Source organism: Limosilactobacillus gorillae, assembly GCF_001293735.1.
Lineage (GTDB): Bacteria > Bacillota > Bacilli > Lactobacillales > Lactobacillaceae > Limosilactobacillus > Limosilactobacillus gorillae.
Genome location: NZ_BCAH01000007.1, coordinates 40,554 through 56,422, shown reverse-complemented (window position 1 = coordinate 56,422; position 15,869 = coordinate 40,554). Strand labels below are relative to the sequence as shown.

15 protein-coding genes and 1 tRNA gene are annotated in these 15,869 nt (G+C 49.5%); 4 read left to right on the top strand and 12 right to left on the bottom strand.

Translation table 11 applies throughout. From position 1 onward, the window contains the following. Window positions 1–2: 2 nt before the first annotated feature. The 3 genes from AOQ57_RS01315 to AOQ57_RS01305 form a co-directional block, all read right to left on the bottom strand. A complete protein-coding gene (locus AOQ57_RS01315; protein WP_093624446.1) occupies window positions 3–752 on the bottom strand; it encodes a threonine/serine exporter family protein in 750 nt (249 codons plus the stop codon). Window positions 753–862: 110 nt separating this feature from the next. Continuing rightward, window positions 863–1,063 carry a cold-shock protein gene (locus AOQ57_RS01310; RefSeq protein ID WP_049183686.1) on the bottom strand — a complete coding sequence of 67 codons (201 nt, stop codon included), beginning with the start codon at window positions 1,061–1,063 and terminating at the stop codon, window positions 863–865. A gap of 147 nt (window positions 1,064–1,210) precedes the next feature. Next, complete coding sequence (locus AOQ57_RS01305; RefSeq protein WP_093624444.1) at window positions 1,211–1,870, bottom strand: metal-dependent transcriptional regulator; 660 nt, start codon at window positions 1,868–1,870, stop codon at window positions 1,211–1,213. Between the two features lie 150 nt (window positions 1,871–2,020). Between AOQ57_RS01305 and AOQ57_RS01300 the strand changes: the two genes are divergently transcribed. Continuing rightward, window positions 2,021–2,926, top strand: a complete 906-nt coding sequence (locus AOQ57_RS01300) for a cation diffusion facilitator family transporter (RefSeq protein ID WP_093624442.1) — start codon at window positions 2,021–2,023, stop codon at window positions 2,924–2,926. Between the two features lie 59 nt (window positions 2,927–2,985). On the opposite strand, the gene AOQ57_RS01295 is transcribed toward AOQ57_RS01300, so the two are convergent. The 7 genes from AOQ57_RS01295 to AOQ57_RS01265 form a co-directional block, all read right to left on the bottom strand. Further along, on the bottom strand, window positions 2,986–3,642 hold the full coding sequence (locus AOQ57_RS01295) for a VIT1/CCC1 transporter family protein (protein ID WP_093624485.1): 657 nt from the start codon (window positions 3,640–3,642) through the stop codon (window positions 2,986–2,988). Between the two features lie 56 nt (window positions 3,643–3,698). Then, entirely contained in the window at window positions 3,699–4,382 is a 684-nt protein-coding gene (locus tag AOQ57_RS01290; RefSeq protein WP_093624440.1) for a VIT1/CCC1 transporter family protein, read from the bottom strand. A 153-nt stretch (window positions 4,383–4,535) separates the two neighbouring features. Continuing rightward, window positions 4,536–5,012, bottom strand: coding sequence for a universal stress protein (locus AOQ57_RS01285; protein ID WP_093624438.1), 477 nt, complete (start codon window positions 5,010–5,012; stop codon window positions 4,536–4,538). A gap of 333 nt (window positions 5,013–5,345) precedes the next feature. Then, window positions 5,346–6,554 carry a CPBP family intramembrane glutamic endopeptidase gene (locus AOQ57_RS01280; RefSeq protein ID WP_093624436.1) on the bottom strand — a complete coding sequence of 403 codons (1,209 nt, stop codon included), beginning with the start codon at window positions 6,552–6,554 and terminating at the stop codon, window positions 5,346–5,348. A 117-nt stretch (window positions 6,555–6,671) separates the two neighbouring features. After that, window positions 6,672–8,495 carry a ribonuclease J1 gene (gene rnjA, locus AOQ57_RS01275; protein WP_093624434.1) on the bottom strand — a complete coding sequence of 608 codons (1,824 nt, stop codon included), beginning with the start codon at window positions 8,493–8,495 and terminating at the stop codon, window positions 6,672–6,674. A gap of 285 nt (window positions 8,496–8,780) precedes the next feature. Beyond that, window positions 8,781–9,122 (bottom strand): hypothetical protein, encoded by a 342-nt coding sequence (locus tag AOQ57_RS01270; RefSeq protein ID WP_093624432.1) that lies wholly within the window; start codon window positions 9,120–9,122, stop codon window positions 8,781–8,783. A gap of 89 nt (window positions 9,123–9,211) precedes the next feature. Further along, window positions 9,212–9,652, bottom strand: a complete 441-nt coding sequence (locus tag AOQ57_RS01265; RefSeq protein WP_235788983.1) for a MerR family transcriptional regulator — start codon at window positions 9,650–9,652, stop codon at window positions 9,212–9,214. Window positions 9,653–9,813: 161 nt separating this feature from the next. Here AOQ57_RS01265 and AOQ57_RS01260 point away from each other — a divergent pair, with 161 nt between their 5' ends. Continuing rightward, window positions 9,814–11,277: an MDR family MFS transporter gene (locus AOQ57_RS01260; RefSeq protein WP_167336620.1), complete on the top strand. Its 1,464-nt coding sequence runs from the start codon at window positions 9,814–9,816 to the stop codon at window positions 11,275–11,277. Between the two features lie 3 nt (window positions 11,278–11,280). After that, a complete protein-coding gene (locus tag AOQ57_RS01255; RefSeq protein ID WP_093624428.1) occupies window positions 11,281–11,985 on the top strand; it encodes a DUF4811 domain-containing protein in 705 nt (234 codons plus the stop codon). Window positions 11,986–12,081: 96 nt separating this feature from the next. On the opposite strand, the gene AOQ57_RS01250 is transcribed toward AOQ57_RS01255, so the two are convergent. Both AOQ57_RS01250 and AOQ57_RS01245 read right to left on the bottom strand, forming a co-directional pair. Further along, window positions 12,082–12,966, bottom strand: a complete 885-nt coding sequence (locus AOQ57_RS01250) for an RluA family pseudouridine synthase (protein WP_093624426.1) — start codon at window positions 12,964–12,966, stop codon at window positions 12,082–12,084. A gap of 62 nt (window positions 12,967–13,028) precedes the next feature. Beyond that, a tRNA-Asp gene (locus AOQ57_RS01245) sits at window positions 13,029–13,102 on the bottom strand. 126 nt (window positions 13,103–13,228) lie between these two features. On the opposite strand from AOQ57_RS01245, the gene mprF reads away from it, so the two are divergent. After that, window positions 13,229–15,820: a bifunctional lysylphosphatidylglycerol flippase/synthetase MprF gene (gene mprF / locus AOQ57_RS01240; RefSeq protein ID WP_093624424.1), complete on the top strand. Its 2,592-nt coding sequence runs from the start codon at window positions 13,229–13,231 to the stop codon at window positions 15,818–15,820. The last annotated feature ends 49 nt before the right edge of the window (window positions 15,821–15,869 follow it).

Below are 15,869 nucleotides of genomic sequence, written 5' to 3'. Positions count from 1 at the left end.
TCCTATAGGTAGCGCAAGACTAAGACAATCGCGCACCCGATTGCCGCGGCCGTCAGCAGGGCCTCTAGCATGCGGGTAATTCCCGAAATACCGTTACCGGAAACAATATCGCGAGCGGCGTTAGTAATTGGCACCCCCGGCACTAGCGACATAATCGAACCGATGATGATATCATCAACCCGCTGAGCCAAGCCAAAGTGCACGACCGTACTGGCGAGAGCACCGATCATAAGGGCGGTACAAAATTCACCTAAGTACCGAACCCTGAAGGTGCTTACCAACCAGAGATAGACCCAATACGAGCTCCCACCAACTAAAAAGGCCGCCAGGGTGTCCTGAGTATCGCCAGTAAAGACAATCATTAGGGTAAAGCTCATGATCGCCGCCGCCAAGCATTGCAATAAAACCGGCTGCTTGGTAGAAGTCTGGTCCACCATGCTCAGGCGTTGATAGGCCTCCTTGAGTTCGATCTTATGGTCGGCAAAATCACGGGAAATGGCGTTAACCTGGGCAATCCTAGTTAAATCGTTACGTCGAATCCGAACATCGACCACCTGAGCGTTGGCACAGTGGTCTGATGACGCTACCACCCCAGTTACAGTCGTAAAGGCCTGAAAGGATTTCAAGCCTGCGTTGGCTGCAATCCGGTACATGGTGTCGTTAACCCGTTCCATGTTTGAGCCATTTTCAATTAGGATCTGGCCCGCCAGCAGGCAGGTGCTGACAGCGAGATTCATTTCTTCCTGCGTCACTTCTGGTCGCCCCCTCATTCAATAGACTTATTATGCAAGGGCGCCCCCATAATTGGCAATAGTTTGACACAAAAAAGGGCGGTGCCTGGTAGGCACCGCCCTTGAAAAGATTAAGCCTTGGAAACGTTGGCTGCTTGGAGTCCACGGTCGCCGGTTTCAACATCGAACGTTACCGCTTGGCCTTCTTCCAAAGTCTTGAAGCCGTCGCCTTGGATGGCAGAGAAGTGAACGAACACGTCGTCACCAGCTTCGCGGGAAATGAACCCGTAACCTTTTTCGTCATTAAACCACTTAACAGTCCCTTGTTCCATAAATGAATCCTCCTGTGTAAAACAAATGTATCAAACTTGGTAATTCTACCTGAGCAAATTGGGAGATTCCTTCAATGAAACAATTTACCATTCATACCCGAGTTAAACTACTTTACGACTATAGCATGGTCCCCGTCATAAAGCTACTTATTTTTCTTCAGAGGCAATAAAAACGTTATGGGCGGCTTTGTAAGAGATGTTTAGCTTTTCTTCATCCGTCAACCGTTCTACAACCACGGGTCCCTCAAAGGGTTCGTGCTTTAAAATTTTGATGTGATCCCGTAACCTTAACCCCACTTCGCTTAAATAGGTTAGTAGGTCATGGTTGTCCAAGAAACGTTCAATAATTACTTCTTCGCCGTCTTTGCCATCGGCCAGCATCCGGTGGCTGATGTTGGTAAAGTGACCGTTAGCACTCGGAATCACCCCGCCATGCGGGCAGTACGCCGGGTGACCCAAGAAATCATCTAAGGCGGTTGCCAAGTGATCACTGGTCTTGTGTTCCAAAACTTCAGCCTCAGGATGGACGTCAGTCATATTATAGTGTAGCTTATCTACCAAGAAGCTTTCCCACAGACGGTGCTTACGAACCAATTCGGCTGCGTAGCGTCCTCCCTTTTCCGTCAGAGCGATCCCTGCGTACGGTTCGTGTTCTACCAAGCCCTCGTCGGACAACTTGGTAATCATTTCGGTAACGGACCCGGCAGCAATTCCCAGTCCTAATGAAATTTCCTTGTTGGAAACCTTCTTACGTCCTCCCCCTAGTTCAAAGATAATCTTTAAATAATCTTCTTTCATCGGCGTCATTGTTATCGCCCCAAACCTTCTTTCTTTTTCATATGGATCACTTTGTCCGGTTGAATCCAGAATGATTATAGCATATCATTAATTTAACGATTTGGATAACCTAAACTTTTGTTTTCAAGGAATTAATTTTACTTCTACGGGAGGAGCAACATGCATAACCACCAGATTAGCGGTGGACGTTTTTTTACCGTTACCATTTTAAACGTTGCTATCACGGTCCTAGAGATCATTGGGGGTCTTCTATCGGGAAGTCTAGCCCTACTTTCAGATGCCTTTCACAACTTAGGCGATTCGCTGTCGATTGTGATGGGGTATGTCGCCCAGTCGATTGCCGGGCGACCGGAAAATCACCGGCGCACCTATGGCTACCGGCGAGCCGAGATCCTAGCAGCAATGCTCAACGCCCTTTTTCTGATCATTGTTTCCCTCTTTTTGATCGTCGAGGCCATCAAACACTTCCAACACCCCGAACACATTAACGGGCCGGTCATGCTGACGGTGGCGGTCGTCGGACTCTTAGCCAACCTCGCCTCTGCCCTTCTCTTGCACCGGGGTAGCCGCCACAGCCTGAACGTTAAAGCCACTTACCTGCACGTCCTATCCGACGCTTTATCCTCGGTGGCCGTCATCATTGGCGGGATTATCTTAACCTTCTTCAACGTTCCCTGGCTGGATCCTGCTTTAACCATTGCCGTAGCGGTCTACATCGGCTACGAGGCACTGCCAATTATTCACCAGACCCTCAGTATCCTGATGCAATCCGCACCCCGGCTTGATTACGATCAAATCAAACACGACCTCCTAAAAATTGACGGGGTCGTCAACGTCCACCACGTTCACGCCTGGTCGATTGACGAACACCGAATTATCTTCTCTGCCCACCTAAACTGCCAGGACATGCTCTTGAGTCAAGTTGAAACCGTCTATCACCAGGCTGAAAAGCTGCTCAAGACTAAGTATGGGATCTGCCACGTAACCATCCAACCCGAGTGTTTACGGGGTCAAGATGAGGACCTCTTCGATACCCCGCCGGACCGTCAAAGTATTTGTCAATAATTAACTAAAACAACGCCCCTCTATGTTTCCACCGAACGCAGAGGGGCGTTGCTATTTACCTAAAATAATTTTCCAACTCCATAGTGAATAATGATCGTGATCAAACCGATAACGATGTTTCTGATTACTGCCACCTTGACCAAACCATTGCCCAATTTGGAGGAGATATAGCCGGTTAAGGCCGACGAGAGAATGACTGCCAGGATCGTAGTGGGCCACTTATAGCCTGCCGGGGTCAGAATCATTGCCATCAGTGGTAAGATCCCCCCGAGGGATGCCGCAAACAGGGAGGCAAAGGCCGCATCCCAGGGATTTAGGTAGTGCCCCAGCTCAATGTCATACTTGACTCGAACCACCGTCTTTAACGGTGACTTATTCATCAGGTCCTCGGCAATCGCTTCAGCCGTCTGTTTACTGAGACCTTTACCACGGTAATAATCACTAACTGCCTGGAGCTCGCCAGCCCAGTCCGTTTTCAAGAGGGCCGCTTCCTTTGCCACCGCCGCTTTTTCGGTGTCCTTTTGGGTTGATACCGAGGCATATTCTCCCGAGGCCATTGAAAAGGCACAGGCCAAGAGGTCGGCCAAGCCAGCAATTAAGATCATAAACTGGTCAGCCGTGGCCGCAGCCACCGAAACCAGCACCCCGACAACGGTTAGTATCCCGTCATTGGACCCCAATACCCCTGCTCGCAAGGTATTGAGTCGTTCCTCCATCGTCTGCTTATGAAGATCTTTTACCTTAACTTCTTGCACATCAATCCCTCCTTAACTTAACGAGCCAAAAGTTGGCCGATAATGAAGGTTACGCCCATCGTGAGCAAACCGGCTACCACGTTTCGGACCACCGACTTACCCCGCTTTGCATCACCCAGGACGGCCGCAAAATACCCAGTGATACAAAGGGCAACTAAGACGGCCCCCACCGTTGCCTCGATTCGCACCTTAGCCGGGGTCATCATTACCGCCACCATCGGTAAGAGGGAACCCAGCGGGAAGGAAATAAAGGAGGCAATGGCTGCGGCGTAGGGGCTGGTAAATTCGTGGGGGTTAAAGCCGTGGCGCTCTAAAACAACCGTCCCCAGGGCATCCTTTTCCATTAATTCACGGGTAGCTTGGTCAGCAAGCTCCGGGGCAATCCCTTGGTCCAGGTACCGTTGCTTCACAAAGTCATATTCACTCTGGTAGTTTTCATCAAGGCGTTCCTTCTCTTCAATCAGGGCCATTCGCTGGGAGTCCTTTTGAGTTGAAACGGACACGTATTCACCCATTGCCATCGAAATTGTCCCGGCCAAGGCTCCTGATAGGCCAGCAATTAAAATTGAATAACCGTTACTCGTGGCGGCCGCCACCCCAATAACAATTCCGGCCACTGAAATGATCCCGTCATTGGCTCCCATTACGCTAGCCCGTAAGATGTTAATCCGCCGTGCTAAGGAAACTTGTTTTTTCGCCACGATAACACTCCTTTTCAGTTACTTTAGAATCATTATAATATAACTAACTATAAAAGCAACCACTTTTAACTGATTTTACTAACTAAATTAGAATAGCTATAAAACCTAAAAAGGGCGTAACCAGCTTTGGCCACGCCCTTTTTAAATAGGATGTTATTGGTAGGTCCGTACTTCTTCGGTCCGAATCACAAAGACAGACGTCCCAGCGTGTTTAGTCATGTATGAGGCCTGTGAACCAACCGCTTTCCGGTTCCCCGGCTTGCTAATTGACCCCACAATCAACAGGTCCGGTTGGAATTCCGGAATCACGTGGTTACAGATCCGTTCAGCGGGGCGATCACCTTCGTCAACAATGGCCGTAATCTTCTTAGGGTCGATCCCGTAGTCAATGGCGGCTTGAACGTACTCGTCGATCCGCTTTTCCAGGTCCTGACGGCTTGAGTGAACATATTCCTTATCAAGGGCTTGAAAGACGTTTACTGAGTTGGTCTCGTAAATCGAGACAATCCCCAGCTCACTTCCGTCGCGCTTAGCCTTACCCACCGCGTAGGCAAAGGCCGCCCGAGCGTCGGGGGCATCATCAACCCCGACCAGGATCTTATGGAACGTTTTTGGCTTAATTTCAAACATGAAATTTCTCCTCTCTTTCGGGGGCCGGCAACCCGGATACGTTCCCCCTAACTATGTTCGTAAATTAGTATTACACTAATTACGATGATTGTAAATTGATTTTTTAGCCAAGCCTAATTTTATTTTCTAACTTTAGAAATTTCCGACCTAGGACGTTAATTAAGGAACGGGTGATAGCACAATAAGGATTATTTCCCGGGAAAAGCTAACAACCTTCATGCCCAACAACTAGCCCAAATTCTTTTTCCCGGTCACTGACTCACCCAACCCCATAGAAGCAAAACAGCCCCCCGCTGGCAGTATTTAATCACCCTAGCGAAGAGCCATCATAACTTAAAAGCGAAAATCAAGTCGGTAACCAAAGTGTTGATCCTCACCGATCAAGCGGTTTGCGTGGCGCTCAATTACCACCCGTCGCCGACCATTAAGCATCCAGATCGTCACCAAGGCAAACATGGCTAGTTCAACCAGTACTGCCAACCAGTTGGTCCAGTCAGGCGTTCCGTTCATCACCGTTGTGCCACTGACACTAAAGGAGAACCAGTCAAGCAAGAAATGCATTAGAATTACCAACCAAAGCTGGCCCGTGTACAAGAATACAATGGCAAAGAAGAGGCCGATGCCAGTCACCCCCACCACCTGATAAAGGGTGATTGCTAACGGCTGGGTCGTCAGGTTAAGCAGGTGAGCAAGGCCAAAGAGCAGGGCCGAGCTAGTAATGGCCAGCCCTAGCTGCCATCGTGTATTCCGAAGGGCTAGCAACAAGACGGTTAGGATGACAAAGCGAAAGAGGGCCTCCTCACTGACGGCTGCACTAACGGCCACCAAGATGTTACCCTCGTCCAAGAGACGATGGCCCAGTCCCTTTACGATACTACCTCCCACCGTGTTGTAAACGGTAAAGAGCAGGTCGATTACGATTAAAGCCGCCAGAGTCCACCACGACCAGCCCCAGCCAAACTTAGGCCAGAGACCTGGCCAGGCAAGTTTCCAGGCTCGCATCAGAGTAATAGCAGTGATTAAAAAGGCCAGCGCCCCAACAACGTCGGAGGCCGCAATTGTCTGTATAACGGGCGGGCCAGCAAACTTTACCGGCAGGGAAATGGTTATCCCATCCACAATCATTAAAAACCAAAAGAAGCTATAACCGATTCGAGTGGCAGCCCACTTGAATTGGCCGCCGATCTCGCTTGCAAACGGGGCGAACATAATTAAATAATACAACAGCGCCAGCACAACCACTCCACGGGCCGGCAAGTGCAGGCGCACGATAATCTGACGGGTGACGATCCCCCAAACCATGATTAAAGTTAGGGGTTGAAAGATGGCCTGGAGCCCCTGGTTGACCAGTTCTAACCAGTGCGGAACCGCTGGTAGGGAGGAAACAATCAGCCCAAGTACCATGATTATACCTAAAAAGATCATCAAGTAGCCCTGATTGATCCCAACATAAACTTCCCACCCACTAATCACGAGAACGAAGAAAAGCGTGGCGACCAATTGGGTTTCGTACCAGATGTGCAGGTAATCCCTTCCTGACATCTCATTACCTCCAATCAAACTTCTATTTGTTCATTATATTGATCATAACAAAGCACCCGGCCAAGAAAAAGGGCTAAACAAAGAAATCCTCGCCCAAAACTGAGCGAGGATTATTAACTATTCCGTTACTGCCGCTTCCTTTTTAGCGTTGGAACGGCGCTTCCGGTTATTACGTCGGTTGCGGGAGGAATTCTTCCCTCTCCCCTCTTCTGATGTCGAGACTTCCTTTTTTGCCCGGCCCTGAGCGTCGGCATTTAGAATCGTCACCATTGGAATGATCACTGGCCGACGTCCCGTTCGGTCGTACAAGAGCCGTTGAAGGCGCGAGACGATTGTCCGGTTAATGGCCCGGCGGTCAACCCGCTTATGATTCTTGAAGGTGTTTAGGATGGCCCAGAAGACTTCGTGGTTGGCCGCCTTGATTAGTTCCTGGGACTCGTGCATATAAACAAAGCCACGGGAAACGATGTCCGGACCTGCCACAATTTGGTAGTCCTTTAAGTCAACAACGGCCACAGCCGTCACAACCCCTTCTTCAGACAGCATCCGCCGTTCACGGATTTCAGGGTCCCCGACGGAGTCGTTTACGTCACGCCCATCAATGTAGACGTCCCCCATCGACTCGATGTGGTCGGCCAAGCGGCAGGAGTCCTTAGTCAGGGCTAAGACATCCCCGTTTTCTAAGATGAAGGTATTTTCCTTCGGGACCCCCGTCAGCTGAGCCAGCTTGGTGTGAATCTTTTGCATCCGGTATTCACCATGGACCGGAGCAAAGAACTTCGGTTTCATCAAGCGTAACATCAGCTCTTCGTCAATTTGACCCCCGTGCCCGGAAGTGTGAATGTTGTTAACGTAACCGTGAATGACGGTGGCGCCGCTTTCCTCAAGCTTATTGATCAATGTGTTAACCGAGGTCGTGTTCCCCGGGATCGGGTTGGATGAAAAGACCACTGTGTCTTCCGGCTGAATTGTAATCTGCCGGTGGGTTCCGTTGGCAATCCGGGACAGGGCAGCCATTGGTTCCCCCTGTGACCCCGTACACATGATCATAACCTTTTCCGGCGGGTAAGAGTTTAATTCGTTCGGGTCGATCAAGGAATCCTCTGGAATCTTTAAGTAGCCCAGGGCCTGACCAGCCGCAATCGCGTTTTCCATTGATCGCCCGAAGACAGCGATTTTGCGGCCCTGACGCATGGCGGCGTCAGAAGCTTCACGAAGACGATATACGTTAGAGGCAAAGGAAGCGAAGATGATCCGACCCTTAATTCGTTCAAAGACCCGCCGGATGTGGACATCGACCCAGCGTTCCGACTTGGTAAACTCTGGTCGTTCGGCATTGGTAGAGTCAGAGGTTAACAACAGGACCCCTTCTTCGCCTAGCTTGGCCATCTGTTGGAAGTTGGGCGCTGGCAGGTTGCCAACCGGCGTTAGATCAAACTTGAAGTCCCCCGTTTGAATGATCGTCCCCTGCGGGGTGTGAATCGCAATCCCAACCGTGTCTGGGATTGAGTGAGTGGTCCGGAAGAAGGAGACCCACAGCTTCTTAAAGTGCACCTCGGAGAATTCATCGATCTCATGCAGCTCCGTACTCCGTAAAAGGTGTTTTTCATCCAGTTTTCCCTTGATCAGGGAAGTTGCAAACGGACCGGCGTAAATCGGCACGTTCACCTTTTGCAAGAAGAAGGGTAGTCCTCCAATGTGGTCTTCGTGACCGTGGGTGATGAAGATCCCCTTAATCTTGTCCTTGTTCTCAACAAGGTAGTCGTAGTTTTGAATAACATAATCGACCCCAAGAAGTTCATCTTCAGGGAAGAGAACCCCACAGTCAATGATCACAATTTCGTCTTGGAACTGAACACAGTACATGTTCTTTCCGATTTCACCAAGGCCCCCGACTGCAAAGAAGGCCACTTCATTATTCTTGATTTGTAACTTACGCATAAGTACCTTTCCTTTTTAATTAAGTTGCGATAACGATCGGAACTTCTGGGTACACCAAAAGAGGGGCTTTCCCAGTTATTGCCGCCCCGAAGATTCAGTTTTCGTTATTTTTTCGTCCGTAATAAACTATGATTAGTTTACCACATGTGTCTGGTGAATCCTAGTTAGATCCCTTGCCTAAGCCTAAGCAAATCCCCCGCTAAATAAAAAAGCCCAGCAGTTCGTTTTTTACGAACTACCGGACTTTTGGGTAACCGAAGAGAACTTTGTTACAGCCCTTGCAAATTAGTTTTCCTTAATCAACTTAGCGTGATGCTCAGCATACCACTGCGCCCACGGTTTTTTCGGAAATCCCGCTTGGTCATAGGTCATGTCAAGGGCGCGCAAGATCCCCTGGTAAGAGGCCCGCGACATCTTCAAACTAATGGCGGTGTCTTGGTCAATCGTCCCCCGCCGATTTTCGGCGAGAACATGGTTAACTTCGGCCACTAAGCGGTCATCCGCCAGCGCCGCAATAATTTCCAAATCATCATTTTTAAAACGGGCCACGTAAAAGGGGACAAACCCTTCTAGCGCCACCGTGGCGGCCTCTTGACTCAGTTCATCAAAGCTTGCATCTTCTTGCACAGTTTAGACTTCCTTTCCCCATATTCAGTATTTTTCTACTTAATTAAGGGTAGCACTTTTTAAGCTGACTGGTGTCGGAAAGGGCGTAATTATTTTGTGTCATATAAGCGTAACTCAACGTGATCTTCTTCCTTAACCAGGGCCTCAACTGACATTTGCGGATTATCGGTCAGCGGTCCCAGATCAATACGGGTTCCCTCCCGAGTGTCCTCCAGGTCAAAGATTCGGTCAACGATAAAACGCTGGAAGTCCTTCATTTGGTTACGCTTTTCTTCTTCTTTAGCCACCGCAATTGGCAGGGTAAAGCCTTCGTCCAAGAAGTACTTAATCCCCATCACCTGAAAGAGCGTCGTTAAGCGATACTTGTGGCTTGAATTCTCCTGGAACTGTTCAGAATGGATATACCCCTTTCGTTCCCAGTAGCGTAATTGACTAGGTGAAACCTCCGTTGCCTCCGCCAGTTCGCTCATGCTGATCCGTAAGTTAGCACTAGCAAACTGCTTGCGATAGATTGACGTTAACGACACCATTTTCCCTCCCTCTCTAATTTAAAACAGAATTATTATCATATTTTTTGAAATCTTTGTCAAATTATTTGACAAAGATAACCAAAAGGGCTACATTTATCTCTGTTTGAAATTTACTAGATAATAAGAAAGAAGGCTTTATCTTGCAGTCCAATCAGCAACCAATGGACATCAATGGCAAGCCCTACAACCGAGCAATCTTGGTTGCTGTGCTGACCATTGGTTCCTTCTTCACCATGTTAACTGGAACCTTCTTAGCGACCGCTTACCCCGCTATCATGCGTTCCTTTGACATCTCCACTTCAACCGTTCAGTGGCTAACAACCAGCTTCATGCTTGTGACCGGGATTATGATTCCGATCTCGGCCTGGTTGATCAACAAGCTCAACTCGCGGGTAATGTACATATCAGCAATGACGACCTTTTTAATCGGGACGATCATTGCCTTTACCGCTCCAAACTTTGGTCTCCTCCTCACCGGACGGGTAATTCAATCGATCGGGGTCGGAGTTTCAATGCCGTTAAACCAGACCGTTATGTTATCAATTTTCCCGCCAGAAAAGCGAGGCGCCGCCATGGGGGTGGTTGGAATCGCCATGGGGCTGGCCCCTGCCGTTGGACCAACCATGTCCGGACTAATTGTTGATAATTGGTCCTGGCGGGACCTCTTTGGGATCATGATCCCGGCAATTGTAATCGTGATCGCTCTGGCCCTGGTTTACATGAAACCGGTCTTGAAGGTTCACCAACAGCCAATGGATATCTGGTCAATTATCACCTCAACCGTTGGGTTTGGGGGACTATTATACGGGGTCTCAGAAGCCTCTGATCGGGGCTGGGGTGACACCCTGGTCTTATCCTGCATTATTATCGGGATTATCTTCATCATCCTCTTTGCCCACCGTCAGCTTCACTTGGACGATCCGTTCTTAGACCTGACCGTCTTTAAGTATGGTGAGTTTACCCTAGCGGCCGTCTTGTCCAGTGTCGTTAACCTAGCCATGGTCGGGGTCGAAATGCTTTTGCCGCTTTACATCCAAAATATCCGTGGCGAATCAGCCTTCCACTCCGGATTGATGATGCTACCAGGGGCCCTGATGCTGGGGCTAATGTCACCAGTGACTGGGCGACTATTTGACCGCTACGGGGCGCGCTTCCTTTCGATCACCGGGTTGACCCTCTTGATCATTGGAACGGTACCGTTTTTAACCCTGACGAAGAACACGCCGGTTATCTCAATCGTTGTCTTTTACGCTATCCGCCTATTTGGGGTCTCGATGGTCTTCATGCCAGTGACAACCTCCGGGATGAACGTCTTACCAATTACGGAAATGGCTCACGGAACGGCCGTTAACAACACCTTCCGTCAGACAATGAGTTCAATTGGGACCGCCGTTATGACGACCGTGTTAACCAACGTTACTAACATGCAAAAGCCAAGCCACGCCCTATTGGAAAGGGCGCCGCTGTCTTACAAGGACCACTACACTAACGCTACGCTGGCTGGTTTCCACGCCGCGTTTATGGTTGCGGCCCTCTTTGCCGTAATCTCCTTAATTCTCGCCTTCTTCTTGAAGAACGGGAACCGGGCTCGCGAAATCGCCTTAAAGCAACAGAAGGGGGCCTAAGCAATGATCATCATCTTAGTATTACTATCAACGATTGCCTTTTACCTTTTCACTGCCGTTTGGCAAAAGATGCCGGGCCGGACGATTTGGTCTTTGATCAGTCTGGCTGTCCTAGTCTTTTCAATCGTCTCCTTTGTGCTCCACGATAATCGCCACATGGGGATGAAGCTTGAAACGACAACAACCACCTCTACCCTTGCTTCACCAAATAAGCAACTCGACATCTTAATTTACAAGCAACTCGGGTCTGGCAACGAAAAAGTCTACGTCTATAAGACTGACCCTAACGCTAAAAAGACGACGACTACTCGAGTGGCGGCAAATACAACTTCAACGATTAAAAGGACTGACGCTACTAATGCAACAGTGGTCAAGAAAACCAAGCGTTGGGTTTATAAGGATGGCTTTTCCAAGTTGATGTTTGGTATCTTAAGCGATAATAACGAGGTTGACCAGGTTAGCTACACCTTTAACATCAATAACCAGTGGCTGGTTCTTTCCAGCACCCAGGCAACCAAGTTACAAGCTCTAATGAAAAACACCACTGCCCAGGCTGAAATGAAAGCTAAAGTTAGCGCCCTAGTTAATGAAGAACTAACCGCTAAGTTAGCAGCCAACCCAACCATGAGTACAACGGAACAAGCTGCACTTCAGGCTTCCGCTCTCAAGAGTGCGGAAGCAACCGTCATCAGCCAAATGCTAAAATAAGTCAACTAACACAAAAAGGGACTCCGCTTTTGGGGGTCCCTTTTTGTGGTTAGAGTAGTTTTTTGTTGAAGAATACTTAATGTTAACGAATAAAATTTATACTAACCCATTCCATAAGGTCTTAAAGTCCGCTGGCATTTCAACGTCAAAAGCCAGGTCCGTTTGAGTAAATGGATCGGTGAATGCCAGGTGATTGGCATAAAGTGCCTGGTGATCGGTCATACTCAGATCACCCCCGTATAGGTGGTCACCCAAGAGGGGGTGCCCGATACTGCTCATGTGAACTCGGATCTGGTGGGTCCGCCCGGAATGCAAGCGTAGACGCACCAGTGACCACGGTCCCCGGCTTTCTTCAACCCAAAACTCGGTTAACGCCGGCTGGCCGTCTTCACTGATTTCGCGTTCAACCTGACCCTTGACCCGGGCGATCGGAGCGTCAATCATCCCGTGATCTTGTTCAAGGGTTCCAGTTACAATGGCCCGATATTCCTTTTGCATCGTGTGCCCCTCCACCTGGGGACTGATCATACTCGAAGCTACGTTGTGCTTGGCTACCAAAAGTAAGCCTGCCGTGTCGCGGTCCAGACGCGTAATTAAGTGGGGGCGCTGATCAATCGAATCGTTAGCAATCAGGTAACCCTTGACCCGGTTTAAAATCGATCCATTAGCCACATGGGGCCCTGGCACTGATGCGACTCCCACCGGCTTATCAACCACCAGCCAGTTAGCATCTTCGTAGACAATCGTTAGCGGCTCCTCGGAAACCGCCACACTCGAATCACTAGGTTCCGGTTGAACCGTCACGGTCAGCGGTTGATTGGGCAAGACCTTGGTAGTTGGACGCACCCGACGGTGGTCAACTTGAAACTCACCGGCCCCGTTTTTTATGTCGTTGAAGAGACGGTGCCCCATCCCTAGCGAGTGTAAGAAGGTTTTAATTTTAATTGGCTCTTGGCCCTGGTAGACCCATGTGTTTTCCATAATGACTCCTTTTCTGACACAAAAAAACTGGATCCGAAGACCCAGTTTCTCGTAATTATATACGGTCCGTACGAGACTCGAACTCGTGATCTCATCCGTGACAGGGATGCGTCCTAACCAGCTAGACCAACGGACCATTTAACAACAAATAATAGTATACGGGAGCGGTCCGGTACCGTCAACCATTTTTTCACTTTTTGTTTAAAAAATGAGCTCCCTTTCCCCATTCCCCGGTATAATGTAAGTAAATAGGAGGAAAAACATGAGTCACCTGATTAGTCAAGTTGAGACCCTTTGGGGACGCTATTCACGCTACTTAAAGGTTATCTTTATAATTTCTGTAATTATATTCGTAATTACTTCTTTAACTAGTTTCCTGCACGACGTAGACTGGAACCGGGTCAGCGACGGGCTAAGCTCGCTTTCGCCCTCAACGATCGGAATCCTGACGGCTGGTGGAATCCTCGCCGTGGTTCCGATGCTGGGTTATGATGTCGCAATTACCCACCTCTTACCGGGGAAGTTTTTAGTTGGTCACATCATTAGAAGCGGTTGGGTCACCAACACCCTAACCAACGTGGCTGGTTTCGGTGGGCTCCTGGGCGCCTCCTTGCGCGCCACCTTTTACGGTCAGCAAGCCAGCAAAAAGCAAATCTTGAACGCCATTGCTAAGATCGCTATCTTCCTGGTGGCCGGCCTGTCGGTAATGTGCTGGGTTGCCCTGATCATTATGTTTGGCTTCCATCAGGGAGGCCACTTCAACCGCTACGCCATCTGGCTAGTCGGAGGTGGATTGTACTTCCCAGCAGTTTTTGCCGTGACCCGTTGGAAGTCCAAAAGCCTCTTTGCTGACCTCTCCTGGAAACTGGAAGCCCTGATCATCACCTCTTCCATCCTGGAGTGGTTGGGAGTCTCACTCTTCTTTATCCTAGTCGGGGCCATGATGGGTGTCCACGTTAACCTCGTGGCTGTCTTTCCCCTCTACGTGGTTGCCCAGGTCCTGGGGGTTGTTTCAATGCTACCGGGGGCACTGGGCTCCTTTGATCTAATGATGATGGTCGAGCTGGTTATGCTGGGGGTCCCCCACGCCACCACCGTTGTCTGGCTGGTCTTGTTTAGGGTCTTTTACTACTTAATCCCCCTCGTCTTAGCGGGCGTCTTCTTTGTCCACCACCTCTGGATTCAATTAGACAATTTTTTTAACCACCTCCCCCAGGCAGCCGGGCGTCAGGTTGCCCATTTGGTGGTTACCACCTTCATGTACGGCTCTGGGATCTTGATGCTTCTAGCCGCTTCGGTCCCAGACCTAACTGACAACAATAAGTTCTTGCAGCAAGTCTATCCCTTTACCTTTTTCTTTTTGCACCAGCTGACGACGGTCGCCTTTGCCATCGCCCTGTTAGCCTGCGCCCGGGGGATTCAGGCTAAGGTCGCCAAAGCCTACTGGCCGGCGCTGGTCCTGCTCGTGATTGGGATCGTCAACACCCTCTGGTACTTAGGGACGCTGAGCCTAACCATCTTCTTGGCAGTCCTGTTTGTCCTGACCCTTTCGATGCGCCACGTCTTATACCGCAAAAAGCTCCAGTACTCACTGGGTAAGTTTACCCTGGATAGCTTCATTTACGCCGGCGCAATCATCCTCTATGTTATCGTCGGCCTGGTCAATAATCCAACCTACGTCGCTAAGCATACCGTTCCAAGTTTTCTACTCTTTCCGGGGGAAAAGGTGTGGCTGTCCGGTCTCATTGGAATCTTGATTGGGATCTCGATCATGTTTTTAATTATTTACTACTTTACCTCCGGACCCGATCCCTTTACTGGTGAACAAAAACTACCGGTTGACCGGATCAACGCCCTAATTGAGGAATTTGGTGGCAACGAAACCAGCCACTTAGCCTTCTTAAGGGATAAGAACCTCTACTTCTACCAGGTTGACGGCCATGACCGCCTCTTCTTCATGTACCGCCGGAAGTACGATAAGCTGATTGTGATGGGAAACCCCGTCGGTGATCAGTCAGTCATCCAAGAAGCTAGCCTGGCCTTTTTGGACGAGGCTGACCACTACGGTTACCAACTTGTCTTTTACGAGGTCGACAGCAAGTTAACAATGCTTCTGCACGAGTTTGGCTTTGACTTCTTAAAGACCGGCGAAGATGGGTTAGTTAAACTTGCCGACTTCACTTTGGCCGGCAAAAGGCAGCGTTCTCAGCGGGCCTTGATGCATAAGTTTGAGCGCGAGGGCTACCAGTTTTCAATCGTTGAACCGCCGTTTTCTGATGAACTAATGAAGGAAATGCGGGCCGTTTCTGATGACTGGCTGGGCGACCAAGTCGAAAAGGGCTTCTCGCTAGGCTTCTTTTCACCAGACTATATCAACACCGCCCCAGTTGCCCTAGTTGACGACAAGGACGGTAAGCTAGTCGCCTTTGCCACCTTAATGCCAACTGGGGGCAAGGAGATCTTGACGATTGATTTAATGCGTCACTCCCACGCCGCCCCATCGGGGATCATGGATATGATCTTTGTTTCCCTCTTCCTGTACGGCCAGGAACAAGGTTATACCTACTTCGACCTTGGGATGGCACCACTGGCCAACGTTGGTGAAACCCGCTACTCCTTTACCGAAGAGCGAGCAGCTCACTTTATCTACGAATACGGAACTAATCTCTACGGCTTTCAAGGGCTGCGCCGCTACAAGAATAAGTACGTCAGCGAGTGGCATTCCCGTTACACCGTCTACCGTAAGAAGAATTCCCTATTGGCCGCAATGATTGCCCTAGTCTCAGTGGTTAACCAACGTGCCGATCACCAAGTTGACCGCCACCCACTGATGATATGGTGGAAACAACGTTAATAAAGTGAAGAAACGCGGATGAAGTCGTGGTAGCTTCATCCGCGTTTTG